The sequence below is a fragment of the Caulobacter endophyticus genome (assembly GCF_003116815.1).
In the GTDB taxonomy this organism is placed as follows: domain Bacteria; phylum Pseudomonadota; class Alphaproteobacteria; order Caulobacterales; family Caulobacteraceae; genus Caulobacter; species Caulobacter endophyticus.
Genome location: NZ_QDKQ01000063.1, coordinates 47,315 through 72,824 on the forward strand (window position 1 = coordinate 47,315; position 25,510 = coordinate 72,824).

Annotated in this window: 28 protein-coding genes; 19 read left to right on the forward strand and 9 right to left on the reverse strand. The window is 68.5% G+C overall.

Annotated features, from left to right (window positions below):
• Positions 1-39: 39 nt before the first annotated feature.
• Both DDF67_RS18535 and DDF67_RS18540 read left to right on the forward strand, forming a co-directional pair.
• Positions 40-1,101: an LLM class flavin-dependent oxidoreductase gene (locus tag DDF67_RS18535; protein ID WP_109102322.1), complete on the forward strand. Its 1,062-nt coding sequence runs from the start codon at positions 40-42 to the stop codon at positions 1,099-1,101.
• Positions 1,098-1,757: a cysteine hydrolase family protein gene (locus tag DDF67_RS18540; RefSeq protein ID WP_109102323.1), complete on the forward strand. Its 660-nt coding sequence runs from the start codon at positions 1,098-1,100 to the stop codon at positions 1,755-1,757. Before DDF67_RS18535 ends, DDF67_RS18540 begins: the two co-directional genes overlap by 4 nt.
• A 71-nt stretch (positions 1,758-1,828) precedes the next feature.
• On the opposite strand, the gene DDF67_RS18545 is transcribed toward DDF67_RS18540, so the two are convergent.
• On the reverse strand, positions 1,829-2,521 hold the full coding sequence (locus DDF67_RS18545; RefSeq protein ID WP_109102324.1) for a TorF family putative porin: 693 nt from the start codon (positions 2,519-2,521) through the stop codon (positions 1,829-1,831).
• Between the two features lie 247 nt (positions 2,522-2,768).
• Complete coding sequence (locus DDF67_RS18550; protein WP_109102325.1) at positions 2,769-3,566, reverse strand: SDR family NAD(P)-dependent oxidoreductase; 798 nt, start codon at positions 3,564-3,566, stop codon at positions 2,769-2,771.
• A gap of 86 nt (positions 3,567-3,652) precedes the next feature.
• On the opposite strand from DDF67_RS18550, the gene queF reads away from it, so the two are divergent.
• Positions 3,653-4,108, forward strand: a complete 456-nt coding sequence (gene queF / locus DDF67_RS18555; RefSeq protein WP_109102326.1) for a preQ(1) synthase — start codon at positions 3,653-3,655, stop codon at positions 4,106-4,108.
• Here the strand turns inward: queF and DDF67_RS18560 are convergent.
• Together DDF67_RS18560 and DDF67_RS18565 are read right to left on the reverse strand one after the other, a co-directional pair.
• Positions 4,105-4,794: a hypothetical protein gene (locus tag DDF67_RS18560; protein WP_146198055.1), complete on the reverse strand. Its 690-nt coding sequence runs from the start codon at positions 4,792-4,794 to the stop codon at positions 4,105-4,107. The two genes, queF and DDF67_RS18560, sit on opposite strands and share 4 nt — an antisense overlap.
• A gap of 230 nt (positions 4,795-5,024) precedes the next feature.
• Positions 5,025-5,642, reverse strand: a complete 618-nt coding sequence (locus tag DDF67_RS18565; RefSeq protein WP_109102328.1) for a nitroreductase family protein — start codon at positions 5,640-5,642, stop codon at positions 5,025-5,027.
• A 77-nt stretch (positions 5,643-5,719) separates the two neighbouring features.
• On the opposite strand from DDF67_RS18565, the gene DDF67_RS18570 reads away from it, so the two are divergent.
• The 6 genes from DDF67_RS18570 to DDF67_RS18595 all read left to right on the forward strand — a co-directional run bounded on the left by DDF67_RS18570 (position 5,720) and on the right by DDF67_RS18595 (position 9,527).
• Complete coding sequence (locus DDF67_RS18570) at positions 5,720-6,331, forward strand: NUDIX domain-containing protein (protein WP_109102329.1); 612 nt, start codon at positions 5,720-5,722, stop codon at positions 6,329-6,331.
• Positions 6,332-6,405: 74 nt separating this feature from the next.
• Entirely contained in the window at positions 6,406-7,236 is an 831-nt protein-coding gene (gene cysE / locus DDF67_RS18575) for a serine O-acetyltransferase (protein WP_058349242.1), read from the forward strand.
• Positions 7,237-7,537: 301 nt separating this feature from the next.
• Complete coding sequence (locus tag DDF67_RS18580; protein WP_109102330.1) at positions 7,538-8,449, forward strand: LysR substrate-binding domain-containing protein; 912 nt, start codon at positions 7,538-7,540, stop codon at positions 8,447-8,449.
• Positions 8,450-8,555: 106 nt separating this feature from the next.
• Positions 8,556-8,762 (forward strand): DUF3126 family protein, encoded by a 207-nt coding sequence (locus tag DDF67_RS18585; RefSeq protein WP_101711814.1) that lies wholly within the window; start codon positions 8,556-8,558, stop codon positions 8,760-8,762.
• 80 nt (positions 8,763-8,842) lie between these two features.
• Positions 8,843-9,112, forward strand: a complete 270-nt coding sequence (locus tag DDF67_RS18590) for a type II toxin-antitoxin system Phd/YefM family antitoxin (RefSeq protein WP_109102345.1) — start codon at positions 8,843-8,845, stop codon at positions 9,110-9,112.
• A 70-nt stretch (positions 9,113-9,182) separates the two neighbouring features.
• Positions 9,183-9,527: a type II toxin-antitoxin system VapC family toxin gene (locus DDF67_RS18595; RefSeq protein WP_332888334.1), complete on the forward strand. Its 345-nt coding sequence runs from the start codon at positions 9,183-9,185 to the stop codon at positions 9,525-9,527.
• Here the strand turns inward: DDF67_RS18595 and DDF67_RS18600 are convergent.
• A complete protein-coding gene (locus DDF67_RS18600; protein ID WP_109102332.1) occupies positions 9,524-10,789 on the reverse strand; it encodes an MFS transporter in 1,266 nt (421 codons plus the stop codon). The two genes, DDF67_RS18595 and DDF67_RS18600, sit on opposite strands and share 4 nt — an antisense overlap.
• Before the next feature lie 94 nt (positions 10,790-10,883).
• Here DDF67_RS18600 and DDF67_RS18605 point away from each other — a divergent pair, with 94 nt between their 5' ends.
• Positions 10,884-11,498: a TetR/AcrR family transcriptional regulator gene (locus DDF67_RS18605; RefSeq protein ID WP_109102333.1), complete on the forward strand. Its 615-nt coding sequence runs from the start codon at positions 10,884-10,886 to the stop codon at positions 11,496-11,498.
• Entirely contained in the window at positions 11,495-12,175 is a 681-nt protein-coding gene (locus tag DDF67_RS18610; protein WP_233247698.1) for a GNAT family N-acetyltransferase, read from the forward strand. Before DDF67_RS18605 ends, DDF67_RS18610 begins: the two co-directional genes overlap by 4 nt.
• 57 nt (positions 12,176-12,232) lie before the next feature.
• Here the strand turns inward: DDF67_RS18610 and DDF67_RS18615 are convergent, their stop codons facing one another.
• Positions 12,233-14,224: an OPT family oligopeptide transporter gene (locus DDF67_RS18615; RefSeq protein WP_109102334.1), complete on the reverse strand. Its 1,992-nt coding sequence runs from the start codon at positions 14,222-14,224 to the stop codon at positions 12,233-12,235.
• Positions 14,225-14,325: 101 nt separating this feature from the next.
• Positions 14,326-15,105, reverse strand: coding sequence for a PhoH family protein (locus tag DDF67_RS18620; RefSeq protein ID WP_109102335.1), 780 nt, complete (start codon positions 15,103-15,105; stop codon positions 14,326-14,328).
• A 311-nt stretch (positions 15,106-15,416) separates the two neighbouring features.
• Between DDF67_RS18620 and DDF67_RS18625 the strand changes: the two genes are divergently transcribed.
• Entirely contained in the window at positions 15,417-15,944 is a 528-nt protein-coding gene (locus tag DDF67_RS18625; RefSeq protein ID WP_109102336.1) for a gamma carbonic anhydrase family protein, read from the forward strand.
• A 708-nt stretch (positions 15,945-16,652) separates the two neighbouring features.
• Here DDF67_RS18625 and DDF67_RS18630 read toward each other — a convergent pair.
• Positions 16,653-16,853, reverse strand: coding sequence for an RHS repeat domain-containing protein (locus DDF67_RS18630; RefSeq protein WP_199229277.1), 201 nt, complete (start codon positions 16,851-16,853; stop codon positions 16,653-16,655).
• 231 nt (positions 16,854-17,084) lie between these two features.
• Here DDF67_RS18630 and DDF67_RS18635 point away from each other — a divergent pair, with 231 nt between their 5' ends.
• A complete protein-coding gene (locus DDF67_RS18635) occupies positions 17,085-21,365 on the forward strand; it encodes an RHS repeat domain-containing protein (RefSeq protein ID WP_109102337.1) in 4,281 nt (1,426 codons plus the stop codon).
• Positions 21,366-21,369: 4 nt separating this feature from the next.
• Positions 21,370-21,615 carry a hypothetical protein gene (locus DDF67_RS25370; RefSeq protein WP_146198056.1) on the forward strand — a complete coding sequence of 82 codons (246 nt, stop codon included), beginning with the start codon at positions 21,370-21,372 and terminating at the stop codon, positions 21,613-21,615.
• Between the two features lie 263 nt (positions 21,616-21,878).
• Here DDF67_RS25370 and DDF67_RS18640 read toward each other — a convergent pair whose 3' ends face one another.
• Positions 21,879-22,619, reverse strand: a complete 741-nt coding sequence (locus DDF67_RS18640; protein ID WP_109102338.1) for a hypothetical protein — start codon at positions 22,617-22,619, stop codon at positions 21,879-21,881.
• A 232-nt stretch (positions 22,620-22,851) separates the two neighbouring features.
• Here DDF67_RS18640 and DDF67_RS18645 point away from each other — a divergent pair, with 232 nt between their 5' ends.
• The 5 genes from DDF67_RS18645 to DDF67_RS18665 all read left to right on the forward strand — a co-directional run.
• A complete protein-coding gene (locus tag DDF67_RS18645) occupies positions 22,852-23,193 on the forward strand; it encodes a hypothetical protein (RefSeq protein WP_109102339.1) in 342 nt (113 codons plus the stop codon).
• Positions 23,183-23,740, forward strand: coding sequence for a hypothetical protein (locus tag DDF67_RS18650; RefSeq protein ID WP_109102340.1), 558 nt, complete (start codon positions 23,183-23,185; stop codon positions 23,738-23,740). Before DDF67_RS18645 ends, DDF67_RS18650 begins: the two co-directional genes overlap by 11 nt.
• Positions 23,737-24,531 (forward strand): hypothetical protein, encoded by a 795-nt coding sequence (locus DDF67_RS18655; RefSeq protein ID WP_109102341.1) that lies wholly within the window; start codon positions 23,737-23,739, stop codon positions 24,529-24,531. Before DDF67_RS18650 ends, DDF67_RS18655 begins: the two co-directional genes overlap by 4 nt.
• Positions 24,528-25,049 carry a hypothetical protein gene (locus DDF67_RS18660; protein WP_109102342.1) on the forward strand — a complete coding sequence of 174 codons (522 nt, stop codon included), beginning with the start codon at positions 24,528-24,530 and terminating at the stop codon, positions 25,047-25,049. Before DDF67_RS18655 ends, DDF67_RS18660 begins: the two co-directional genes overlap by 4 nt.
• On the forward strand, positions 25,025-25,510 hold a 486-nt coding region (locus tag DDF67_RS18665), incomplete at its 3' end, for a hypothetical protein (protein WP_109102343.1). The genes DDF67_RS18660 and DDF67_RS18665, both read left to right, overlap by 25 nt.

Here is a 25,510-nt window from a genome sequence, read left to right on the forward strand (position 1 = left end):
CCTGACTCGTAAGGTGAACGGGCAGGCGTGGAGGCGACGATGGGGCGTGACGGCGGGCGCAAGGAATTCGGCGTCTTCCTGCCCGTGGCCAACGGCGGCTGGATCGTTTCCAGCACCACGCCCACGCTCGACGGCCTCTATCCGCAGAACCGCGCCGCCGCTGTGCTCGCCGACCAGATCGGCCTCGATTTCGTGATGTCTATGGCCAAGTTCCGGGGGTTTGGCGGCGACACCGACCACTGGGGCGCGGCCCTGGAGTCGGTGACCCTGATGGCCGCCCTGGCCGAGGCCACCAGCCGAGTGAAGATCTGGGCCACCCTGCACCCGCTGCTGCAGAACCCGGCCGTGGCCGCCAAGATGATTTCCACCCTGGACCACATCAGCGGCGGCCGCGCGGGCCTCAACATCGTCGCCGGCGCCTATCGCGACGAGTTCGCCCAGATGGGGGCCTGGGACGACGGCCTTGACCACGACGCCCGCTATGCCCTGGCCGAGGAGTGGACGCAGCTGGTCAAGCGGCTGTGGACCGAGGACAGCGTCAGCCATGAGGGCCGCTTCTTCACCCTGACCGACTGCCAGTCCAGGCCCAAGCCGCTTTCGCAGCCGCGCCCCGAGCTGATCTGCGCAGGCGTCTCCGAGCGGGGCTTTTCCTTCGCGGTGACCGAGGCCGACGCTTGCTTCATCGGCGGCGAGGACGAGACGGCCCTGCGCGACGCCAGCCGCCGGGCCAAGGCGCGGGCGGCCGAGTTGGGCAAGGCGATCCGCACCTACGCCATGTGCACCATCGTGCACGCGGCGACCGACGCCGAGGCGCAGGGCTTGGCCGATCGCTATCGCGACGGGGTGGACATGGGCGCGGTCACCACCATGTTGTCCAACTGGGGCGTGCCGCCCGAGCGCCTGGCCGAAACCGCCGCGCGCCAGGGGGCGTTCATGACCCGCACCGTGATCGGCGCGCCGGTGACCTGCGGCGCGCAGATCCGGGACCTGGTCGAAACCTGCGAGCTGGACGGGCTGATGCTGATCTTTCCCGACTACGAGACCGGCCTCTCCATGTTCGGCGCCGAGATCCTGCCGGGCCTGCGCGAGGCCTATCCATGAACGCCAGGCCGATCACCGCGCAGGACGGCCTGGCGGACTGGATCGCCCCGTCGCGGACGGCGCTGGTGATCGTCGACATGCAGGTGGACTTCGCCGCTCCCGATGGCGTCATCGGCCGGTTCGGCGTCGACCTGTCTTCGGTCGCGGCGGCCCTGGAGAAGGCGCAGCGCCTGGCGCAGGCCGCGCGGGCCGCTGGGGCGCCCGTGGTGTTCGTCGGACTGGAGACCACGCCGCAGAGCGATCCTCCGACCCTGCTGGAGCGCATGCGCAGGCGCGGCGGCGATCCAGAGATCGAGCGGGTGATCTGTCGCAAGGGAACACGCGGCGCCGACTTCCACGGCCCCTTGCCCGCGCCGGGCGAGCTGGTGATCCAAAAGCCGCGCTACAGCGCCTTCGTCGGAACCGACCTTGACGCGCGGCTGCGCTCGCGCGGCGTCGACACTCTGATCGTCTGTGGCCTGACCACCGAATGCTGCGTCGACAGCACGGTGCGTGACGCCTTCCACCTCGACTACCACGTGTTCGTCGCCGCCGACGCCTGCGCGGCCTACGAGTCCGACCTGCACGAGGGCGCGCTGAAGAGCCTGGGGCTGTCCTTCGCCCTGACGCCGGACGCGTCCGAGATCGAGGACGCCTGGGCGGCCGCAGCCCGCTAGGGACCGGCGCACGAAAAAGCCGCCCGGGCGGAACCCGGGCGGCTCGTTTCCGATCCTTCGGCCCGCGGGGCTTAGAAGGTCGCCTTCAGGGTGGCGGCCACGCGCGACTTGTAGATGTCGCCCCAGCCGTGCTCGGCGGTGTCCCAGTAACGCAGGTCCAGGCCGAGGTTGCCGGTGATGGCGTAGGTGGCGCCGACGTTCCAGGTGGCGTAGCCGTCGGTGTCTTCGTAGTCCTGCTTGCCCAGGGCGCCGCTCAGGCTGAGCTTGTCGTTCAACGGGTAGGAGGCGTTGACTTCGTAATAAAGCGAGCTGCCGACGTCGCCGGTGTACTTGGGCGAGTAGTAAAGGGCGCCGCCGACGGTGGCCTTGCCGATCGGCTGCACCACGGCGGCCTTCAGCTCGGTATAGCTGTACTTGCCGGGGGTCAGGCCCTTGTCCTTCGAGTAGCCGTAGTAGAGCACGGCGAAGTCGAACGAGGTCGTGCCGACGGTCGGCTTCACGCCGGCGTAGAAGTCGATTTCCACGGACGGGTCGTCGGCGCCGAAGTCGACGTTCGAAGCCCACACGCCGGCATAACCGATGCCGTAGCCGAGATCGACGCCGCCGAACACTTGCGGGTCTTCGTTGGTCTGGCTGACGCCGCGGAACACATAGTCGCTGGCGATGCCGACGTTGTACGAGAGGCTGACTTCCTGAGCCATGGCGGCGCCGCCGAGGGCGACCGAGGCGGTGGCGGCGGCCAGCGCGAGCTTGAAGAACTTCATCCGTGTTATCCCCTTTTTTGTTAGCCCGCTGGGATTGTGGTCCCAACTTGTGCGGCGCCTGCAAGCGCGTTCCTTCACAAGCCGGGATTAACCGCGGGCCATGCTTCAGTTGCAATCAGCGGGGGCACAGCGCCAGCATTAAGAACACGGATCGCCCAAAACTTGGGCAACTGTGGCGCATTTGCTGCAGCATCGGCGCATCGGCCACAGTTATCGTCAAGTTGTCGATCCGCGTTTGCCTGCGGCTTCAGCGCATCGACAGGGGCGCGGCGCCTAGGTGCAGGCCGGCATCGACCAGCAGGGTCTCGCCGGTGACATGGCGGGCGGCGGGCGAGGCCAGGAACACGGCGGCGCCGGCCACGTCCTCGGCGGTGGAGGCGACCTGCAGCGGCGTGGCCGCCGCCGCCCCGGCCCGCAGGCGCGCCACCCGGTCCTCGTCCATGGCCTTGCCGAACCAGGGGGTGTCGATGAAGCCGGGGCAGATGGCGTTGACGCGGATCTTCGGCGCAAGCGCCCGGGCCAGCGACAGGGTCATGGTGGTCATCGCCCCCTTGGAGGCGGCGTAGGGAACCGACGAGCCGTTGCCCATGACGCCGGCGATCGAGCTGGTGTTGACCACGGCGCCCGGACGCGGCGCGGCCTCCAGCAGGCTGCGGGCGGCGCGGACCATTTGGAAGGCGCCGACCACATTGACCGAATAGAGCTTGAGAAAGTCTTCGGCGTTCACCGCGTCGAGGTCGCCGTGCTGCGGGGCGAACTTGGTCATGCCGGCGTTGTTGAACAGGGCGTCGATACGGCCCGAGGGGGCGGCGGCCTCGACGATCCGGCGGCAGTCGGCGTCGTCGGCGACATCGCCCTTGGCCAGCAAGGCCTTGGCGCCGAGGGCCTCGACCTGGCGGGCGGTCTCCTCGGCCTCCTCGCCGCTGCGGGCGAAGTTGACCACCACGAGCCCCGCGCCCCGGCGGGCGGTCTCGACCGCAATCGCCCGGCCAAGGCCCGTCGAAGCCCCCGTGACCACCACCGTGAAGCCGTCGAAGTCCGTCATGGCGTCTCTCCCAAACGCGTGTTTGCGACACCGTAGCGAGGGCGCCGGCGCTTGTCTCGCGAAGGGCGGAGGCCTAAATCGCCGCCATGACCGAACTTTCCGTGACCCAGCTGGGCCAGACCGTCGCCGCTCCCGAAAGCCCGGAAGCCGCCGTCCTCGAGGCCGTGCCGAACCCGCAGAACGACGTGCTGTACCTGGCGCGCTTCGTGGCGCCCGAATTCACCTCGCTGTGCCCGGTGACGGGCCAGCCCGACTTCGCTCACCTCGTGATCGACTACGCGCCGGGCGACTGGCTGATCGAGAGCAAGTCGCTGAAGCTCTACCTGACCAGCTTCCGCAACCATGGCTCGTTCCACGAGGACTGCACCGTCAAGGTGGCCCGCAAGATCGTCGAGGTCGCCAAGCCCCGCTGGCTGCGCATCGGCGGCTACTGGTACCCGCGCGGCGGCATCCCGATCGACGTCTTCTGGCAGACCGGTCCGGCGCCGGAAGGCCTGTGGGTGCCGGATCAAGGCGTGGCGCCATATCGCGGCCGGGGCTAAGAGGCCTTTACCCCGATCGGGGTGAAAGCGACGTTACGTATAGCGTCCCCCGCCAGCACGATGTTCTCCAGAGGTGTTTGGCGGGGGTTGCGCACGCGATGGACCATTCCGCCCTTGGCGACGAGGGTGAAAAGTTCACAATCTATAAGTACCAACGAGACGATGCGTTTGGAGGAATCCAAGGTCATGTATTCTAGGACCCCCTCATAGCCGATCGCCGCGCCGTTAAGTTCCAGACTGGTGACGACATAGGCGATGGCGCCTTCAGCAGCAGTAGCCTCGGCCAGCCAACCGTAGAGGGCGTTGCGAACGAGACCGTGTGAGCGCAATTGCCACCCGATAAATAGGCGCGTCGCAAAGAAGGTGGCTATCGTGATGGCGCTGAGGTTGCTCAGCACCCACAGCAGGTCAGCGCCGCGCTCGGCTTCTGACGCCTGTGGTAGATGAAGCGCGACGGCGTATGGGTTGGGATAATTGCCTCCGAAGCCGAGGCCGTACATTGCTGACAACACGAAATGCGCTGCCAGAGCACCGCTAGTGACGAGGGCTAGGGTGATGACGGAGTTCGGTGGTGGTGGCGACGCTTCCAGCCGTGTTCGAAAGCCGCCTGAGTAGACGCCAGCGACAAAGGCGAAACCGGGCGCCAGCAGGAAAAGCGCTAGAACGAGGGTGAAGCTGAAGATCACCCGATCCGACGCGGCCGCGACGATTGGATTGGCGCCGCAGTCTCAGTTGCAGGCGGTACACGCAACACTCCATCCTTGTCGGGCGTTGCGTTAGCTAGCACCTCGCTCCACGATCCATAGCGGTCGCGAGCTTGGCGGAGAGCTTTCAAAGTCTCGGATGACGTGACTTTCATGCTCCGAGTATGGCGTCGCCAACAGTAACCGCCAAGTCGAAATATGAGTGCTTCCTTCTAGTCGTGCCGCCACTCACTCGTGATCGCCGCCACATCCGGCCGCACGCGCTCCAGAGGCTGTTCCGCCGACGTGCCGATGTAGAGGAAGCCAGCGACCTTCTCGGTTTCGCCGACGCCCAGGATATCCAGCGCCCGCTGGTCGAAGCTGTACCAGTCGGTGATCCAGTTGGCGCCGTAGCCCATGGCCGATGCCGCCAGCAGCAGCTGGGTGCAGACCGCGCCGGCGCTCATCACCTGCTCCCACTCGGGCACCTCGTGCGGCACGGGCCGCGAGATCACCGCGATGGCCAGGGGCGGGGTCGTCAGCTTGCGCATGGCCGCCGTGGCCTTGGTGGGGTTGGCCTGGTCGGCGGCCAGCGGCGCGATCTTCGCTGCGAACGCGGCCTTGGCCTCGCCGCGCAGGATCACGAACCGCCAGGGAAAGAGCTTGCCGTGGTCGGGCACGCGGGCGGCCAGGCGCAGCAGGTCCGCCAGCTCCTCCTCGCTGGGGCCGGGCGCGACGATGGACATCGCCGAGGCCGAGCGGCGTCGCGCCAGGAAGGCGAGGACCTCGGGCGCGGGCTCGATCGCGATCGCTTCGCCGAATTCGGGGGCGGGGGGAATGGAACCGGCCAAGACGATCTCCTGAAAGCGCGCTACAGGCACGTCACCTATGGCCGAGCCCCGGCCGGCACAAGTCGCGAGTCGTTCGCATGTCCGATAAAAACGGCTGGCTGAAACCGCACGGCGAGCCGTGGGGCGTCACCAGCGCCAGGGTCGTCTACGACAATCCCTGGATCAATGTGACGGAGTACCAGGCGATCGCCCCCACGGGCAGCCCGGCGCTGTACGGCAAGGTCAGCTTCAAGAACCAGGCGATCGGGGTCGTGCCGCTGCACGCCGACGGCACGGTGACCCTGGTGGGCCAGGCCCGCTTTCCGCGCGGCAACTACAGCTGGGAAATCCCCGAGGGCGGCGCGCCGATGGACGAGGATCCGCTGGACGGGGCCAGGCGCGAACTGGCCGAGGAGGTCGGACTGGTCGCCGCCGACTGGCGTCCGATCCTGACGATGGAGCTTTCCAACTCGATCAGCGACGAGTTCGCCCACGGCTTCCTGGCCATGGACCTGTCGCCGACCAGGGCCGAGCCGGACGACACCGAGGACCTGGCCGTGGCCCGCGTGCCGTTCGCTCAAGCGCTGGAAGCGGCGGTCACTGGGCGGATGCCCGACTCGTTGACGGTGGCGTTATTGCTCCGGGTGCACCATATGGCGGTCGTGGGCGAGCTGCCGGCCGATCTGGCCGCGCTCGTCCTGGCTCGCTGATCGGGGCGGCCGTCTGTCCGGCTGGAGCGTTTTGAATAAGTATGCTCTAGTCTCCGCTGGGAAGGGAGAGCCCCGTGGCCAAGCACCTTGAAGTCGTGACCGAGCGCGCCGCGCCGCCCGTGTGGGCCGCCCTGCGCAACCAGGCCGAACATGCCGCCAAGGCCGAACCGGCCCTGGCTTCGCTGCTCAACGCCGTGATCCTAAGCCACGACAACCTGGCCGACGCCCTGACCTTCCAGCTGGCCCGCAAGCTGGGCGACCAGGAGATGCGGGCCATGACCGCCCGCGAGTTCGCCGCCGAGGCCTTCGAAAGCGATCCGGCCCTGGTGGCCGCCGCCGAGGCCGACCTGCGCGCTGTGTTCGAGCGCGACCCGGCCACCAAGGGCTATGTCCAGCCGTTCCTGTTCTTCAAGGGCTTCCTCGCCCTGCAGACCCACCGCGTGTCGCACTGGCTGTGGGAGAACAACCGCGAGACCCTGGCCTTCTACCTGCAGAGCCGCGCCAGCGAGGTCTTCCAGGTGGACATCCACCCGGCCTCTCGCGTGGGCGCCGGCGTGTTCATCGACCACGGCACTGGCATCGTCATCGGCGAGACGGCGGTGGTCGGCGACGACGTCTCGATGCTGCACGGCGTGACCCTCGGCGGCACCGGCGCCGAGCGCGGCGATCGTCACCCCAAGATCGGCAAGGGCGTGCTGCTGGGCGCGGGCGCCAAGGTGCTGGGCAACATCCAGATCGGCGACTACGCCAAGGTCGCCTCGGGTTCGGTGGTTCTAAAGCCCATCCCCCCGCACTGCACGGCCGCAGGCGTGCCGGCCCGCATCGTCAACTGCCCCACCTGCGAAGAGCCGGCCCGCACCATGGACCACACCCTGGCCGACGTAGTGTACGACTACGTGATCTGAGCGGCGCGACCTCCTTCGAGGCTCGCCTGCGGCTAGCCCCTCAGGTTGAGGATGCCGTTGCAATGACTTCCTCATCCTGAGGCGCCCGCGCAGCGGGCCTCGAAGGACGCACGGCCGGTCAATCGCGTCTCTTGCGGCTCGGGCCTCACCGTCATCCCGTAGACCGCCAGCGCCCACAGCGCCGCGACCGCCGCCCACTGGGCCGGCGTGATTTTCCGCTGTCTGTCCATGCATCGCTTATCGGGCGGTTGCCCGGTCGCGGCTAACGACTTATCGGTCGGGGTCTGTGAGGTTTCATCACATGGTCCGACGTCCGCTGCCGCCGCTGAACGCCCTGCGCGCCTTCGAGGCCTTTGGCCGGCGCGGCCGCATGACCCTGGCCGCCGACGAGCTTTGCGTCACCCACGGGGCGGTCAGCCGTCAGGTTCGCCAGCTTGAGGATCATCTCGGCGTCGCCCTGACCGGGGGGCCGCGCAATCGTCTGACCATGACCGAGGCGGGGCTGAAGCTGGCCCAGGGGCTGACGCGGGCCTTCGACATCCTGGAAGAGGCCGTGCCGCGTCCGCCGGAGAACGAGCCAGGGCCGACCGTCGTCTCGTGCCTGCCGACCTTCGCCATGAAATGGCTGATCCCGCGCCTGCCCGACTTTCTCGAGCGCTTCCCTGACACGCCGATCCGGGTGGCCGAGTCCAACGGGCCGTTCGACTTCCGCGCCGACGGGATCGACCTGGCGATCCGCATGCGCGACCCGGCCGGTCCGCCCTCGCCCGATGGCGAGGCGACGGCCTTCCTCGACACCCACGTGGGTCCGGTCGTGGCCCCGTATCTGGCGGCGCGGGCGTCGAGCATCTACGGGCTGCTGGCCTTGCCGCGCCTACACACCAAAACCTTCCTGCACGGCTGGGACCAGTGGGCCGGCCGAGCGGGGGTAACCCTGCCGCCGGCCGGGGTGGTGCGCGAGTTCGACCACTATTTCTATATGATCGAGGCCGCCGCGGCTGGCCTGGGCGTGGCCATGGTTCCTCACGCCTTCGTCGAGCGCGACCTGGCTGCCGGCCGGCTGGTCGCGCCGCTGGGCATGGTTCATGAACCCACCCTGCTGTGCGCCCTAACTCCTAAGGCAGGCGCCTCGCGCGGGGCGCGGCGGTTCCGCGACTGGCTGGTGGAGCAGGGGCGGGCCTGCCCGCCCCCGTCGTTTTCTCAACAGTCCTGAGCGGGCGCCCGCGCAAAAGGCCTTACACTTTGCGCTGCGGACCTCTAGTTTCCCGCCATTCCGCCCCACGGGGGCGAAAGACCAACAACAAGATCAGGAGCCCCCCGTGGACGCCGCCGCCATCGCCAAGCTCGAAGCCCACCTGAAGCGCACCTTCGGCAACCCGCACATCGCCGTGAAGGCCCGTCCGAAGCAGAAGGACTCGGCCGAGGTCGAGGTGAAGGGCGAATTCATCGGCGTCGTCTTCCAGGACGAAGACGAGGACGGCTCCTACATGTTCGAGATGGCCATCCTGGCCGAAGATCTCGACTAAGCCTTTCGCTCCCAGCGATTGGAAAAAGCGACCACCCTGGCTATCCTGCCTGGGTGGTCGTTTTCTATGGCGAGGGCGGCATGCCTGACGGGACCTGGAGCCTGGCCGAAGCCGAGGCCAAGTTCGGCGAAGTGGTCGAGCGCGCCCGCACGCAGGGGCCGCAGCACCTGACGCGAGACGGTCAGGACGCCGCCGTCGTCCTGTCGGCCGAGGAGTACGAGCGGCTGCGGGGCGCGGCGCCGCAGAAGCCGCCGTCCTGGCTCGATCCCAAATATCGTGTCCTCAGCGACGAGGAACACGCCGAGCTTTTCGCTCGTGACCAGGATCCTGGTCGGGTCGTCGAGTTCTGATGTTCCTGCTCGACACCAACGTCTTCTCCGACACCACGAAGCTGAAGCCTCATCCGGGCCTCCCTGATGGCTGGCGGATCAGCCCGTGTCGGCGCTGTTCATCAGCGCCATGAGCGTGGCCGAGGCCGGTTATGGCGTCGAGCGGCTGGCGCCGGGCCAGAAAGCCGACAGGCTGCGGGCGTGGCTCGAAGAGGTGATCGCCGACTTTGGCCAGCGCGTGCTGCCCGTCGATGCCGAGGTCGCCAAGGCCCAGGCCCGCATTCGTCGCGCGGCCGAGAACGCCAGGCGCACCATGCCGTCCATCGACGCCTTGCTCGCGGCGACGGCCGAGGTGCATCGTTTGACCCTGGTCACCCGCAACGTCCGGGATTTCGAGGCCTGGGGCGGACCCGTCCTTGACCCCTGGAACGCTTAGGCCGCGACCGCCTTCGCCCCACGCCGGATCAGCAGCGAGGCGCCCGCCGCGATCAGGCCGGCGACGCCCGCCAGCACGAAGGCCTGGACGTACTGGCCCTGGGCGGCGCGGATCAGGCCCGCGCCCACCGCGGCGGTGGCTGCGCCCAACTGGTGGCCGGCGGCGATCCAGCCGAACACGATCGGGCCGTCGCGGTCGCCGAACGCCTCCGTGGCCAGTCGCGCGGTCGGGGGCACGGTGGCGATCCAGTCCAGGCCGTAGAACACCGCGAACACCGACAGGCTGACGATCGAGAAGTCCGAATAGGGCAGGTAGATCAGCGATAGCCCGCGCAGGGCGTAGTAGACGAAGAGCAGCTTGCGCGGGTCGTAGCGGTCGGTCAGCCAGCCCGAGGCCGTCGTGCCGAAGAGGTCGAACAGACCCATCAGGGCCAGCAGGCCGGCGGCGCGGACTTCGGGCATGCCCCGATCGCCGCAGAAGGCGATCATGTGCACGCCGATCAGGCCGTTGGTGGTCAGGCCGCAGATGAAGAAGCCCAGGAACAGCAGCCAGAAGGTGCGGGTCCTGCTCGCCCGCGCCAGGGCTCCGAAGGCGCCGGCCAGCGCGTTGGAGGCGGACGCCCGCTGCGGCTCCTGCCAGTCGTCGCCCGCGCCGAATGGCTTGTGGCCTATGTCGGCGGGGCGCTCGGGGATCAGCAGCCAGGCGATCGGGGCCATGATCGCGGCGACGGCGGCCACGGTCAGCACCACGGGGCGCCAGCCGCCGTGTTCGGCGATGAAGGCCATGGCCGGCAGGAAGATCAGCGACCCCGTCGCGGTGGCGGCGGTCAGCAGGCCCAGCATCAGGCCGCGCCGCTCGACGAACCAGCGATTGACGATGGTCGCGCCCAGCACCATGGCCACCGCCCCGCTGCCGAAGCCGGCCAGCACGCCCCAGGTGGCGATGTAGTGCCAGCTTTCCGTCATGAACGCCGACAGGCCGGTGGAGACGGCCATCAGCACCAGGGCCAGGCTCACCGTCCTGCGCACGCCGAACGACTGCATCAGCGCCGCCGCGAACGGGCCGGTGAGGCCGTAGAGGAAGATGCCGATGGCCGCGGCCAGCGAGATCGATCCGCGGTCCCAGCCGAAGCTCTTTTCCAGCGGCAGGATCAGCACGCCCGGCGCGGCGCGCAGGCCGGCGGCGGCCAGCAGGGCCAGGAAGGTCACGCCGGCCACCACGAAGGCGTAGTTGCGGCCGAAGGGGCGTCGGATGCTCGCCATGCTGGCTTCCTCGCAGAGAATGTAACCGATCGGTACGTACCTTGATGGCGTTGTACGTACCGGTTAGTAACATCGTCAAGAGGCCTTATTTCCGATGACGAAGAACGACGCCGACGCCCCCCTTCACCTGCAGCCCTACGGCCCGGGTCCGCGCGCGGCCGAGAAGATCTTCGAGACGGCCCGCGACCTGTTCTATCGCGAGGGCATCCGCGCCGTGGGCGTCGACGAGATCGTCAGCAAGGCGGGCGTGACCAAGCCCAGCCTCTATCGCAGCTTCAAGTCCAAGGACGACCTGGTCGCCGCCGTGCTTCGCGAGGTCGAGGAGGGCTTCTGGGATCGCTTCAAGTCGGCCGAGGACGCCTTTCCGGATGATCCCAAGGCCCAGATGGTCGCCTATTTCGAGGGCTTGGCCGCGCGCTCGGGCGGGGCCGACTATCGCGGCTGCGCGCTCAGCAACGCCGTCGTCGAGTATCCGGATCGCAGCCACGCCGGCCGGGCGGTATCGCAAACCCACAAGCAGGATCTGCGCGAACGCCTGCGGGCCAAGGCGCAGGCGATGGGCGCTTCCGATCCCAAGGCCCTGGGCGATGCGATGATGCTGCTGATCGAGGGCGTGTTCACCTCCAGCCAGATGTTCGACGACGACGACAAGCCGGCCCTGGCGGTGGTGGGCGCGGTCAAGGCCCTGATCACGGCCTACTGCCCGTGAGCCATCCCCTCGACCGCCCCGTCTGGTCCTGCCTGACCGGCCGGCAGGCGCATCTGGCGATCGTGCGGGGCGGCGCCCTGCGCATGGATCCGGACTTTGGCCTGTTCGCCGCCGTCGCCGACGAGACGCCGGAGAGCCTGGCGTCGCTGGGCGAACTGGTGCGCGAGCATGGCGGCAGCGGCCTGGTGGAGCTTGGGCAACCGCCTCTGGTTCCGGGGACGGTCATGCTGTCCAGCGCCCTGTGCTGGCAGATGGCGGCGCGGGCGGTCACGCCCCTGAAGCCGCTCGATTTCGAGATCGTCGCGCTGGGCGACGCCGACGCGGCCGAGATGCTGGCTCTGGCCACCCTGACCAAGCCGGGGCCGTTCTTCGCCCGCACCCACGAACTGGGCGAGTTCGTCGGGGTGCAGGTCGGCGGCGAGCTGGCGGCCATGGCCGGCGAGCGGATGCGTCCCGACGGCTTCACCGAGGTCAGCGGCGTCTGCACCCATCCCGGTCATCGGGGGAAGGGCTATGCCGCGGGCCTGATGGCGCATGTGGCGGGGAGAATCCTGGCGCGCGGCGAGACGCCGTTCCTGCACAGCTACGCCGACAACGCCGGGGCCAACGCGCTCTACCAGGCCCTGGGTTTCGCGCGCCGGGCCGACCTCTGGTTCACGGTGCTGGCCCCCGAATAGGAAAAGGCCCGGAAGCGAAAGCTTCCGGGCCTTTCGGTTTCGAGAGGGAAGGGCCGATCAGGCGTCTTCGATCTTGCGAGCCTGGACGCGGCACCAGCCGTACAGCGCCGCCACGAGGATCGCCGCGACGACCAGGGCGATGATCATGCCCAGGTGCTCGGGGGGCGGGTGGGCGATGGCCAGCGGGGCGCCCTTGTTGGTCGAGACGATCAGCAGGGCCAGGGCCACGTTGAACAGGCTCTCACCGACGATGAAGCCCGAGGCGATCAGCACGCCCAGGCGCTTGGCGACCTCGGCCTTGCGGTCCTTGGAGACCACGCGCTCGAAGATCCAGCCGGCGACGGCGCCGACGACCACCGGGGCGGTCACGGCGCTGGGCAGGTAGATGGCCAGGCCCACGCCCAGCGGCGGCAGGCTGAAGCGGTCCTTGCTGGCGCGTCGCAGGACGATGTCGACCACGACGAGACCAAGGCCGATCAGGGCGCCGACGCCCAGCAGGTCCCACTGCAGGTTATGGCCGATGACGCCCTTGGCCAGGGTCGAGATCAGCGTCGCCTGGGGCGCGGCCAGCGGCTCGGCGCCGGGCACGACGTGCAGGTTCGGCGCGCCGACGAAGCCGTTCGACTTGGCCAGCAGGTCCAGCACGAACGGGATGACGGTCGCGCCCGACAGCACGCCGATCACCAGGGCCGACTGCTGCTTCCACGGGGTGGCGTCGACCAGCTGGCCGGTCTTCAGGTCCTGCAGGTTGTCGTTGGCCACGACGGCCACGGCCAGGACGGTGGCGGTGACGTAGAGGGCGAAGGCGACCAGGGCCTTGGCGGCGTCGGGGCCGATCAGGCCGCGGCCGATGGCGCCGACCAGCAGCGAGGCGCCCAGCACGGTCAGGATGGCGATGCCCGAGACCGGGCTGTTGGACGAGCCGATCAGGCCGGCCATGTAGCCGCAGACGGCCGCGGCCAGCAGGCCGGCGAACACCAGGTAGGCGACGGCGGCGATGGTCAGCGGCAGGGCGAGGGCGCCGGCCGGACCGCCCAGGGCGAAGGCCGCCAGCAGCCAGCCGGCCGGGGCCAGCAGGGCCACCGACACCAGGCCGACGACGAAGATCGGGATGTCCTGCTCGACGCGGGGAATGTCGCCCGAGCCGGCGCGGCGGGCCTTGCCGGCCTCGAAGGCCGACACCAGGCCGCGCCAGATGGGAACCACCAGCTTGCCGAGAGTCCAGATGGCGGCCGCGCCGATGACGCCCGCGCCCAGGAAGCGCACCTTGGTGGCCCAGACGCTCAGGGCGTGGTCGGCGACGCTCATGCCGGCCTCGGCGGGGAACACGCCGGTGAGGATGGGCACCAGCACCGCCCAGGCGATGAACAGGCCGGTGAACATGGCGATGCCGACGGTGATGCCCATCAGGTGGCCCGCGCCCATCAGGGCCAGCGAGCTGGAGGCGCCGATGCCGGTCGCGCCCTTGCCGACCTTGACGAAGGCGGCGACTTCGGCGGCGAAGATCTTGGCCGCGCCCAGGGCCGCGAAGGCGGCCGAGGCGAGCGTGCCGGCGATCACGGCCCACAGGCCCGCCTTGCCCTCGGCCGCGCCTTCACGCGAACCCGAGCCGACCTTCAGCACCTCGGCGGCGGCGACGCCTTCCGGATAGGGCAGGGGCGAATTGGTCACCAGCGCCCGGCGCAGGGGGATCGTGTACATCACGCCCAGGATGCCGCCGACGGCGCAGATGCCGAAGGTGGCCAGGAACGGGATGTTCGACCACCAGCCGATCATCAGCAGGCCCGGCAGCACGAAGATCACCGACGACAGCGTGCCCGCGGCCGAGGCGATCGTCTGGACGATGTTGTTCTCCTGGATCGTCGAGGTCCGGAAGAAGCGCAGCAGGGCCATCGAGATCACGGCGGCCGGGATCGAGGTGGCGAAGGTCAGGCCGACCTTCAGCCCCAGATAGACCTGGGCGGCCGTGAAGACGACGGTGATGAGAATGCCCAGTATCACGCCGCGGAGCGTGAACTCCGAGCGCGGGGCGGCGGTGATATCGGACATAGGGGTCCCGGAAACAGTTAAGGCGGCCGGACCTTGCCGTCCGGCCGCCTCATACTCAAGCCTTTCGAGGTTTGAACTGTTACAAAATCACAGATTGAGGGTCACAAAACGCCCAGCATCTCGGCCACCAGGGGATGGCGGACGATGTCGCGGTCTTCCAGGCGCATGACGGCGATGTTGGACATCGCTTCGAAGCGGTCGGCCACGTCGCCCAGGCCCGAGATGCCCGGCAGCAGGTCCGACTGGTTCGGGTCGCCCGTGACCACCATGGTCGAGTGCCAGCCCAGGCGCGTCAGCAGCATCTTCAGCTGCATGTAGGTGCAGTTCTGGGCCTCGTCGATCACCACGAAGGCGTTGTTCAGCGTGCGGCCGCGCATGAAGCCGACCGGAGCGATCTCGATCGCGCCCTCGGCCATCAGGGCCCGCATGCGCTTGACCGAGAGGCGGTCGGTCAGGGCGTCGTAGAGCGGCCGCAGATAGGGGGCCAGCTTGTCTTCCATGTCGCCCGGCAGGTAGCCGATCGACTCCCCGGCCTCGACGGCGGGGCGGGAGAGAACGATGCGGTTGACCCGGCCCGCCTCCAGGGCCTCGACGGCCTTGGCGATGGCCAGATAGGTCTTGCCGGTGCCGGCCGGGCCAAGGGCCAGGACCAGGTTCTTGCTGTCCATGGCCTCCATCAGCTGGGCCTGGCCGGGCGATTTCGGTTTTATCGTCTTGATGTAGCTCTGATCCCTGGGCGCGTTGTCGGCGTCGCCGAGGGGCGACCAGCCGCCGCGATGCTCCACCGGCAGGCGACGCACCTTGGCGTCGTCGTCGTAGCGGCCGTCGGCGCCTTCGCGCACCATCCGCTTCAGGGCTCGCTTGGTCATCAAAGCCTCCATTCAGGCATGAAAAAAGGACGAGGCCGTAAGGCGTCGTCCTTGGATCGATGGGCGGAGCAGAAGACGGAGCCGCAGGCGCGGCCGGGCGGCTCGGTGGAGCCCCAGGAAGGCGGTGCTGTACGCCGGAACGCCGAACGCAAGACCCTGTTCTCCGTCGTCAGGAGGCCGCGGTCGGTATGGTCCGCGGCGGATACGGAAGGAAGTCTCCCGATGAGAGGATGTTCCATGCCGAATCACCGGATTTACAATGGGGTGATTATGGTTTCTGAGCGATTAAGTTTTTACGTGCCAAAAGAACACGGGGTGTACGGATGACTGTCTATTCGTTGGGCGATACCGCCCCCCAGCTTCCTCCGGAGGGCGAATACTGGATAGCCCCGACCGCCAGCGTGATGGGGAACGTCGTGCTCAAGCAGAACGCCAGCATCTGGTGGGGCGCGGTGCTGCGCGGCGACAACGACCCGATCACGATCGGCGAGAACAGCAACATCCAGGACGGTTCGGTGCTGCATACCGACGCTGGCGTCCCGCTGACCATCGGCGCCAACGTCACTGTCGGCCACATGGTGATGCTGCACGGCTGCACGATCGGCGACGGCTCGCTGATCGGCATCGGCTCGATCATCCTCAATGGCGCCAGGATCGGGAAGAACTGCCTGATCGGCGCCGGCGCCCTGATCACCGAGGGCAAGGAGATTCCCGACAATTCGATGGTGGTCGGCGCGCCGGGCAAGATCATCCGCGAGGTCAGCGAGCACCAGGCGATGATCCTGCAGGCCTCGGCCCTGCACTATGTCGAGAACTGGAAGCGCTATCGCGCCGGCCTGAAGGCGCTTTAAAGCAGGCCGCCTGAGAGAAAGCGCAGGAGCGCCGCCCGGAGGGGGGGATGGGCGGCGCTCCTGTCAGACCCGCGCAAAGGGGCTTGATGCGCGGGGCCTTCTCACGGCGGCGGCGGGACTGTCGCGGCCGTGGAAGTCGGATGGGCCGGTTGGGCGCTCTCCACGAAGCCGCCGGCCGATCTGATGACCGTCATGATGTCGGCCGGCCCTTCCGATCGGATTAAGGTTGAGTTCGCGCAAAATGCGTAACGGCGTTCGGCATTTCATCGGCGCAGGCGGGAAGGCAGGCCTGTCCCGCCGGGACGTCGGACAGCCTCATGCAACCAGGACTGCAAGGCGGGATGGGACAGGGCGGCTCCGCCGTTCCCGCGCCGTAGACTGGTCGGGATCATGGCCGCCGCTTCCCGCCGTCGACGACCGCCTGGCGTGACCAGGGCGCGGGAGCACGCGCTCCGCGTACTTTCCGCATCGGAGAGGCGCTGGCCTGGCTCGCCCCGACGTCATGGCGGCGAGTTCGGGGCCTGATCGGCAAAGGTGCGGCAATATGACCAGCGTCGCACGCGCGGCTCAATGAGCGCGCTGCGGCCCGAAATCGGGGCGTAGGCCGCCTTCGGGAACCGCGCTCACGCGATCCCTGGATCCGCCGTCAAAGTGCCTAGCCGGCGCTCGCAGCCATGATGCACGGGCTGCGAGCGGCCAGGGGCGGCGTCAGCTGCCGGGCGTGACGGTCACTTCGGTGCGGTTGCCGGCGGCGTCGTACTTGTAGATCACGACCCGGCCCGTGGAGTAGCGCGCCTCGACCAGGCGGCCCTGCGGATCGTACTTGTATTGCACGGTCTCGGCCAAGGCGGATCCGCCGACAGCCAGGAGGCTGAGAGACGCCATGGTGGCGAGCAGCACCGACTTCATGTGTGACATACTCCATTCCAACGACAAGAAACGGGGAGGCGACCACGTCTCCAACCCGGGCCTGCAACCGCAAGTCTAAAGTCGCGCCTTCGGAAATTCGCCCAGAGGTTGCTCTCTTTCCGGGTTATCCACAGATAATTATGTCGTCCTGGTTGTGTAGCTGGGCCGTAGGTCCGCAACTTCGGCGCGAGGGGCGCGTGCGATGCGCCGTTTTCGTGCTGTGGGGCTTACATGCGTCTTGGTTTGAAGCGGCTCGCGCGCCTGAGCGCGATGCTGTGTGCGTCCAGCTGCCTTTCGGGCATGGCCTTCGCCCAGGCCCTGCCGATCCCCCCGGAACACTACGAGACCGACGCTCGCGGCGTCGACGTGATCACCGGCAAGATCATCACCACCTCGACCGACCTGGTGATCGGCCAGCCCGGCAAGGGCGGCATCGCCTACAGCCGCACCAACTTCAACGCCAACTATGTGGGCTACTGGCGCGACAACCTGTCGGGCACCCTGAACTATTCAGGCTCGAACTACATGGTCAGCCTCGGCAACATGACCGTGCGGTTCGTGAAGTCGGGCAACATCTTCACCCCGACCTCGACGACCGGCGCGACTCTGACGCTGCTGAACGGCCAGTACATCTTCACGACCCCGGACGGGACCAAGGCGATCTTCGAACGCAACTGGACCCGCCCGCTCAGCCAAGCGGCGATCGCCAACGAGGCGGTCCTGCTGTCGCTGACCCGGCCGGGCGGCGAGACGATGATCTACAACTACCAGATCGTCGACGAGGCTTGCTATCACTGGGATATCAGCGGTTTCTGCTATGAAAGCGAAACTGTCTCGCGCCTGCGCACGGTGGACAGCAACCACGGCTACCAGATATTCTACGAATACCAATCCGACCGGGTCGGGTACGACTACACGTCCGCCTGGAAGACCATCCGCAAGGTCAGCGCCCGCAACAGCCGGATCGACCAATGCGAGGCCTTCGAAGGCTCCTGCACCCAGAACCGCCAGGACTGGCCGTCGATCACCTACGCCCAGAGCGGCGCGACCTTCACCGCCACCGACCACACCGGCGCCCAGACCGTCTACAGCCAGTCCTCCTTCGCCATCAGCGGCACGCGGACCATCCAGCCCCCAGGCCAAGCGGCGGTCAACTTCACCCTGGATAACACCGGGCGCGTAACCAGCCTGACCGATACGACGGGCACCTGGAACTACGTCTATTCCGACGCGGGGACCACGCGCACGACGACGGTGACCGGCCCTCTGTCGCACCAGGACACCTACACCTCGAACCTGTCGATCGGCCGCCTGACCTCGGTCAACGACAGCCTGAACCGCACGACGAGCTATGAGTACGACACCGCCGGCCGGCTGACCAAGTCGACCAATCCGGAAGGCGACTACGCGCAGTTCACTTATGACGCACGCGGCAACGTCACCCAGGTTCGCCAGGTGGCCAAGGCTGGTTCGGGCCTGGCTGACGTGATCACCTCGGCCGTATATCCGGCGTCGTGCTCGAACGTCGTGACCTGCAACAAGCCGACCTCGACGACCGACGCCGTGGGCAAGGTCACCGACTATACCTACGACGGCACGCACGGCGGCGTGCTGACCGTGACCCTGCCGGCAGGCGCCGACGGCGCCCGCCCGCAGACCCGTTACACCTACGCCCAGCAGACGGCGTGGGCCGGCATGACGCCGGTCTACAAGCTGGTCTCGACGGCGTCTTGCGTGACGGGTTCGAGCTGCGCGGCCAGCAACGAGGTCAAGCAGACCGTCGACTACGGCTCTCCGAGCACGCCCAACAACCTGCTGCCGATGACGGTCGGTTCGGGCTCCGGCGACGGCGCGCTGTGGGCCTCGTCGAGCATGACCTATGACGACTTCGGCAACCTGCTGACGATCGACGGTCCCTTGGCCGGCTCGGCCGATACGGTGCGCTACCGCTATGACGCGGCGCGCCGGATCGTCGGCGCGGTCGGTCCCGACCCGGACGGCGGCGGCGCGCTGAAGCACCGCGCTGTCCGCTACTCTTACGACGCCGCCGGCCGCCCGACGATCGTCGAGCAGGGCGTCGTCGCCAGCCAGTCGGACGCCGACTGGTCCGCGATCGTCGTCTTCCAGCAGGACCTGACCAGGTACGACGCCGCCGGTCGCGTCACGCACAAGGCGCTGAACGCCGCCGGCGTCATCCAATCGGTCAACCAGTACAGCTATGACGACATCGGGCGCACGACCTGCGCGACGGTGCGGATGAACCCTTCGGCCTTCGGAACCTGGCCGAACTTCTCGAGCCTGCCCGCCTCGGCCTGCACGCTCGGGGCCGAAGGCGCCGACGGTCCCGACCGCATTACCTACAACGTCTATGACAGCGCCGACCGTCTGACCGAAACCTATGCCGGCTGGGCCACGAACACGCCGGTGCGCGAGGGCCGCTACGAGTATACGCCCAACGGCCTCCTGTATTGGGTCGCCGACGCCAAGAACAACCTAACCCAACTTCAATACGACGGCTTCGACCGTCTCTATCGCGTCTATTTCCCCAAGGCCGCGGTGGGACAGATGAGCGCCAACGGCGACGACTTGGAGCAGTACGCCTACGACGCCGCGGGCCGGATGACCAAGCGCCGCCTGCGCGACAGCCAGGAGATCGACTACGCTTATGACGCCAACGGCAACCTGACCAGCCAGACCCGCCCCGGCGGCTGGCCTGGCCGCAGCTACGCCTACGACAACCTGGGCCGCGCCACCTCGATCGCCTTTTCGGGCTACAGCCTTGGCCTGACCTACGACGCCCTGGGCCGCATCACCGCCGCGTCGGCGCCGCAGGGCGCGATGAGCTACCAGTACGACCTGGCCGGCAACCGCACGCGAGTGACCTGGCCCGACGGCTTCTACGCCAGCTACGAGTACGACCTGGCGGGGGCACCGGTCATGGTGAGGGAGAACGGATCGCTTGTCCTTGTCGCCTATGGCTATGACGACCTGGGCCGCCGCGCCGTGTTGTGGCGCGGTAACAGCGTCAACACCTGGTACGGTTACGACGCCGCCTCGCGACTGAACTATCTCAGCCACGACCTGGCCGGAACGGCCCAGGACCAGACCTACACCTACGGCTACAACGCCGCCGGCCAGATCACCTCGCGCACGGCCACCAACGACGCCTATCGCTATGTCGGCGGCGCGTCGGGAACCAAGACCTACGCCAGCAACGGCCTCAACCAGTACACGACGGTTGGCGGCGTGACCCAGGGCTACGACGCCAACGGCAACCTGTCGTCCGATGGCGCCACGACCTTCACCTACGATCCGGACAACGCCCTGCGCACTGCGTCCAGCGGTGGACAGCTGTCGGTCGATCCGGCCGGGCGGATCTATCACGCCACCTCGCCTGGCCTCGGCGCGACCCAGTTCCTCTACGACGGCATGAACCTGTCGGCGGAGTACAACACCTCAGGCGGCATGCTGCGCCGCTACATCCCCGGCCCGGGCATGGACGAGCCGCTGGCCTGGTACGAAGGCGCCGACACGGCCAACCGCAACTGGTACGCGGCCGACGAGCGCGGCTCGGTCGTCGCCGTCACCAACGGCGCGGGTGCGGCCGTGGGCATCAACAGCTACGACGAGTACGGCGTGCCGGCCGCGAACAACATGGGCCGCTATCAATACACCGGCCAGACCTGGCTGCCGGAAGTGGGGGTCTACAACTACAAGGCCCGGGTCTACTCGCCGTCCCTCGGCCGGTTCATGCAGACCGATCCGATCGGCTACGCGGATGGGATCAACTGGCAGGCCTATGTCGGGAACGATCCGATCAATCTGGTCGATCCTCTTGGCCTTCAAGCCAAGGCAAACTGCGACCCGATCCCCACGCGCCCCGATCTCCCCGGCGACTCCAATGCCAAGGATTGCCCGAAGGACACTTACGAGTTCGCGTTTCTCCCTGGAAGCATGGCCGCTTTGGGGGGCATCCGGGGCGGCGGCGGTGGGGCCGCTAAAGGGAGTGATAATGGTTGTGGCATTGTTGCCTCATTCTTAGGGCCGTTGGTTGCGGCTTCGCCTCAAGTCGCGGCACAAGTGGGGCCTAAGGTAACTCTAGGCGCAATCGCATCGGGGGCGGCAGCTCTCACGCTGCCCCTACTAGTGACGAGCGATACTCCGCAGCCCAAGCCGCAATACGTCGTTAGGGGGGGGATCGCCACGCCTGACGCGCTAATAAAGGGAACAACGCCTGTCTCTTTCCCTGGCGTCTCCAGTGGCTTTTCGGCGACTTCAGCGCCGAGAATGAGCGTGGAGCAACTTGCCCACGCTGCCAACTATCCAAATGGAAGCATTAGCTATACAACAGTTCAGCAGTTGAGGAGCATTGGGGTAAATGTCGTCAATTCGCCTACGGGCAGCAATAAGCTGCATGTAACTGTATCGGTGCCGTATCCACTGAGTCGAGAGCAGGCCGAAAAGGTGAGTGCTCAATTTAAAGTTAGGCCAAATCCAGCGAAATGTAAGTAAGTATATGCAAGAAATATTTTTTGATACAAATGCTGGCGATTGGTCTGGGGGTTATTTTCTTTGGTTTGATAGTTCAAAGATTGATCTGTCGAAAATTGAAGGCGGGCCTAAGGATGGAATGCATGTAATATTGGTTCATGATGATGGCGATCCGGTATTTATTGAGGCGGTTCTTTTTTATAGCGATGAATACATGACGTGGATGGGGCGTCCCTTGCGTCTGCTGGAGCGGCCAACATCCTTACGGTAAGGGCTTCGAGCAGTTCTCGAGCATCCGAAGCGCGTGGCGCTCAGAAGCTGCCCCTAGTTCAAACCGCTCCCCTCCCCTGCCGCGCTTGGCAGCGGGTGAGTCCCGACCGCGCGGGCGGTGAAGTGTTCGACGGCTAGCTTCCGGCCGTCGAGCGCCTAGCCCCTCGCGTGGATCGTCTAGAGGTGGGCGACGTAGCCGTCGGCACGCAGTTCCACCATCAAGGGGTGGGGGCTGGCTAGCAATCCCACTAGGCTTTCCCCGGCCTACGGCCTGAACTCCAGCCGCTCTCGCCCCGCCCCCAACCCTGCATAGGGGGCGCAGGCTTCGATCGCGCGGGCGGCGGAGCGTTCGGCGGCCAGTCTCTGGCCGTCAACCGCCTGGCCCTCGCGGCGGATCGTCTGTAGCCGGACGACGTCGCCGGCCATCCCCAGCTCCACCATCAGCGAGACCTGCAGCTTGCCTGGCGAGCGCCAGCAGGGCGCGACCCGTTTCCACAGGTCGCCCGACGGCGCGGCCGGGCGCTGGCCGACGACCGGCAGGGCCGCGCCGCCGAACACGTCGATGCCGGCCAGGCCTTCGCCGGCCTTGAGGCCCGAGGATCCTCCCCGTCCTTCTCCGGCGGCCGGCGCGGTGGACGCGGCAGGAGTCGCGGAGGTCTCATTTCTCGCTGCCTGGCGGGCGGGCGTCGGCCGGCTTTGCAGCAGTTCGTCCAGGCGCCTTCCGGTTTCGTCGGTCGACGGGGGTGGGGAGGGCGGCTGTTGCGTGGACGCGTGCAGACGCTCGAACGGCCGGCTGGGCGTGGCCGCCTCGCCCTTCGGGCCGGCCTGTCCGCCCTGGACCAAGGTCACCTGGACGCTGTGCGCGGTCAGGTCGCTCGGCGTCTGCGCCGGCCAGCGCGCCAGCAGCAGGGCCGCCAGGCCCGCGTGCCCCAGCAGCGCCAGCAGCGCGGCGCCGGCGCTCAGGCGCGTGTCGTCGGGCTCTGCGGGGGCGGCGGATATGCGCATGGTCGGGCTAACCGATGCGCGAAACCGCAGGTTGGAGCAATGGCAAAGCTGAACCTGTTCGTGCGGATCGTGCGGTGGGATGGGGACAACGCGCGATTGCGCCTATCCGGGGGGCGGGGGGCGTGGTACCTCCCTTAAGGGTTGTGACAGGCGGGGGCGCTTGCGCGGCGCGAAGTTGAGCGAACGTGCGGCACATGGTTGGCGTAATGGTGAGGGACAGGACGGCTACGCCTTGGCCGACGCGCTGGTGGCCGTCACCGTGCTGTCCTCGGCCCTCGTCCTTGTCCTGGCCGCCGTGCAGATGGCTGGCCGCGTCTCCCGCGCCGCCGTCGAAACCCGCCAGGCCGACCTCCTCCTTCGCGAGCGGATCGAGGCCACGCGCGGACAGCTGGGCGTCTGGGCGGGCGAGGCGCCGTTCCCATGGCGGGTCGAGGCGCGGATGGTCGGCGAGGACCGCTCGGGCCTGGGCGGTCCCTGCATGCGGCGCGCCGAGGCCCGGCCGCGCGACGAGGCCCGCCCCTATGTCCTGGAAACGCTCGACACCTGCATCGACGAGGCCGCCCGTGGCGGATGACGGCTACACCCTGGCCGAGGCCCTGGCGGCGGTGACCGTGGTCGGCCTGGCGATCGGCGGCATGAGCCTGGCCGTCACCACCATCGCCGGCCAGCAGCGCCGGATCGAGACCGCGCATCGCGGCCTGGACGCCCAGGGCGCGGCGGACCTGACCCTGCAACGCCTGCTCGACGGCCAGGGGCCGTTCGGCCGGGCCTCCGACCCAAGCTTTTCCGGCTCCGCATCGGCCCTGACCTTCGCCTGCGGGGCGGCGACCTGCCGGGCCCGCATCGAGGAGGGACGGCGCGGCTCGGTCCTGGTCGTCGCCAAGGCCGGCGCCCCTGTCGAGCGCCGACCGCTGACCATGGCCTCGGCCCGTTTCGCCTATGTCGGCGAGGCCGGCGAGACGCTTGCCCGCTGGCCGGCCGGCGGCGGCCGGCTGCGGGCCGTGATGATCCGACGTGGCGGCGCCGGCCGGCCCGTCGCCCACGCACGCCTGGATGTCGACGAAGGCCGCGACTGTCAGTTCGACGCCGTGATCGGCGAATGCCGGGAGACCGCGCCATGATCCCCCGCATCGACCTGCGCCTCATCGACGAGGCGATCGAGGCGGCCGCCGCGCCGCCGGCGCCGCCGCCGGCCCGGCCCAGCGTGTTCAGCCGCCTGGTGGTGGTCCCGGCCGGCTGGCCCTGGGACCAGACCCGCGCGGCCCGGTTGGAGGCCAGCCACGGCGCGCCGGTGCCGATCGCCCAGCTGCAGCTTCAGCTGCGCCGTCTGGCGCCCTGGCGCTCGAACGAACCGGCCCGGTTCGCCGCCTGCTACGTGCGGACCGAGGAACTGACCGAGCGCCTGGTCGAGACCGTCGAGATCGAGGGCCAGCGCGTCGAGGCGACCTTCGATCCGCCGGAGGCGGCGGCGCGGCGGGCGCGGCTGATGCTGGGCGTCGGCCTGGCCAGCGCCCTGGCGGCGGCGCTGCTGGCCATGGCCGTAGGCGGCGCCCTGTCGGCCCGCTTCGAAGCCGAGGAACGACTGTCGGCGATGGAGACGGAACTGGCCGCCAAGATGCGCCGGCAGCAGGCCCTGCAGGCGGCGGAGCGGGAGTCGCGGCTGCTGGCCTCGGCCCAGCCGGGCGACGACGTCGGGGCTGCGCTGCGGGCCCTGGCCTGGGCGGGCTCGGCCCGCTCGCCGGATGCTCGCATCGAGGCCTGGCGCTGGGACCATGGCGTGGCCGCCGTCGAGGCGCGCGGCGAGGATCCGCCGTTCATGGAAACCGGCGCGGCCCGGCGCGACGAGCGGCCGCTGCGACGCGGGGTCTATCTCTGGGTCATCGAGCCGGACGCGGCGGGAGGCCGCCCATGAGCCGGCGGGGGCTGCAAGGACCGGCCCTGGCGGCGGCGGCGGCGATCGCCGTTGCGGTGGGGGCGCTCGGCGCGGCGGCGGGGCTGTCGGCGCTGTCGCGGCCCGACGACTACGACGCGCGCCTGGAAAAGCTGAACGCCGGCATCGCCACCCTGACCAAGGCGAAGGCTCGCGGCGGCGGCGACGGGCCGACCTATTCGCGCGGCGCGATCTGCCGGGGCGGCGTCGAGAGCGGCGCCGAGACGGTGCGCGCCCTGATCCGGGCCGGCGGGGCGGGCCTGGAGGTCTCCGAGCTGAGCTTCGCCGCCGCGCCCGAGGCCGAGGTCGCGGGCCTGAGGGCCACGGGCTTCCGCTTCCGGGCCGTCGGTCCCTACGACAAGGCCACGGGCCTGCTGGCCGCCATGGCCGGGGCCGAGCCGAAGATCTTCGCCGACAAGGCCGACCTCGTTTCCCAGGGCGCGGCCGTTTCTCTCACCTTCTCCGGACGCTTCTATTGCTCGACGCTCGCACCAACCTGATCGCGGCGGCTGGAGCCGCCGGCCTGACGATCGGCGCCGTGGGCTGGCTGATCGCCGGGGGTGGCGGCGCGGTCGACGAGGCGCGTTCGGCCTTGAGCGCGGTGTCGGTTCCCCGCTCGGCGCCGTCCGACGTCCTGCCGCCGTCGGCGGCCAGCGCCCAGCTGTTCGGCCAGTCGGCCGGGGCCGGCGGAGATCCGGCCGTGACCCTGAGCGGCCTGGCCCGGATGCCCGGCCGCCGGCAGGCCCTGCTGTCGATCGGCGGCAAGCCGGCCGTGTGGATGAACGAAGGCGAGCGCGTCGACGGCGTCATCCTGCGCGAGGTCGGCGGCGGCCAGGTCACCCTCGACATGCCCCGCGGCATGGTCGACCTGCGCCTGGGCGAAAGCACCGGCGCGGCGGCCGTCGCTGCGGCCGCGCCCGCGGGCGGTCCAACGCCGTCGCCGGCGATCGGCGGCGACGCC

Excerpts from the sequence above, each read along its gene's own strand:
- DDF67_RS18535 (WP_109102322.1), top strand. The coding sequence starts at position 40 with ATGGGGCGTGACGGCGGGCGCAAGGAATTCGGCGTCTTCCTGCCCGTG.
- DDF67_RS18540 (WP_109102323.1), top strand. The coding sequence starts at position 1,098 with ATGAACGCCAGGCCGATCACCGCGCAGGACGGCCTGGCGGACTGGATC.
- DDF67_RS18545 (WP_109102324.1), bottom strand. The coding sequence starts at position 2,521 with ATGAAGTTCTTCAAGCTCGCGCTGGCCGCCGCCACCGCCTCGGTCGCC.
- DDF67_RS18550 (WP_109102325.1), bottom strand. The coding sequence starts at position 3,566 with ATGACGGACTTCGACGGCTTCACGGTGGTGGTCACGGGGGCTTCGACG.
- queF (WP_109102326.1), top strand. The coding sequence starts at position 3,653 with ATGACCGAACTTTCCGTGACCCAGCTGGGCCAGACCGTCGCCGCTCCC.
- DDF67_RS18570 (WP_109102329.1), top strand. The coding sequence starts at position 5,720 with ATGTCCGATAAAAACGGCTGGCTGAAACCGCACGGCGAGCCGTGGGGC.
- DDF67_RS18580 (WP_109102330.1), top strand. The coding sequence starts at position 7,538 with ATGGTCCGACGTCCGCTGCCGCCGCTGAACGCCCTGCGCGCCTTCGAG.
- DDF67_RS18590 (WP_109102345.1), top strand. The coding sequence starts at position 8,843 with ATGCCTGACGGGACCTGGAGCCTGGCCGAAGCCGAGGCCAAGTTCGGC.
- DDF67_RS18600 (WP_109102332.1), bottom strand. The coding sequence starts at position 10,789 with ATGGCGAGCATCCGACGCCCCTTCGGCCGCAACTACGCCTTCGTGGTG.
- DDF67_RS18605 (WP_109102333.1), top strand. The coding sequence starts at position 10,884 with ATGACGAAGAACGACGCCGACGCCCCCCTTCACCTGCAGCCCTACGGC.
- DDF67_RS18615 (WP_109102334.1), bottom strand. The coding sequence starts at position 14,224 with ATGTCCGATATCACCGCCGCCCCGCGCTCGGAGTTCACGCTCCGCGGC.
- DDF67_RS18620 (WP_109102335.1), bottom strand. The coding sequence starts at position 15,105 with ATGGAGGCTTTGATGACCAAGCGAGCCCTGAAGCGGATGGTGCGCGAA.
- DDF67_RS18625 (WP_109102336.1), top strand. The coding sequence starts at position 15,417 with ATGACTGTCTATTCGTTGGGCGATACCGCCCCCCAGCTTCCTCCGGAG.
- DDF67_RS18630 (WP_199229277.1), bottom strand. The coding sequence starts at position 16,853 with ATGAAGTCGGTGCTGCTCGCCACCATGGCGTCTCTCAGCCTCCTGGCT.
- DDF67_RS18635 (WP_109102337.1), top strand. The coding sequence starts at position 17,085 with ATGCGTCTTGGTTTGAAGCGGCTCGCGCGCCTGAGCGCGATGCTGTGT.
- DDF67_RS25370 (WP_146198056.1), top strand. The coding sequence starts at position 21,370 with ATGCAAGAAATATTTTTTGATACAAATGCTGGCGATTGGTCTGGGGGT.
- DDF67_RS18640 (WP_109102338.1), bottom strand. The coding sequence starts at position 22,619 with ATGCGCATATCCGCCGCCCCCGCAGAGCCCGACGACACGCGCCTGAGC.
- DDF67_RS18655 (WP_109102341.1), top strand. The coding sequence starts at position 23,737 with ATGATCCCCCGCATCGACCTGCGCCTCATCGACGAGGCGATCGAGGCG.
- DDF67_RS18660 (WP_109102342.1), top strand. The coding sequence starts at position 24,528 with ATGAGCCGGCGGGGGCTGCAAGGACCGGCCCTGGCGGCGGCGGCGGCG.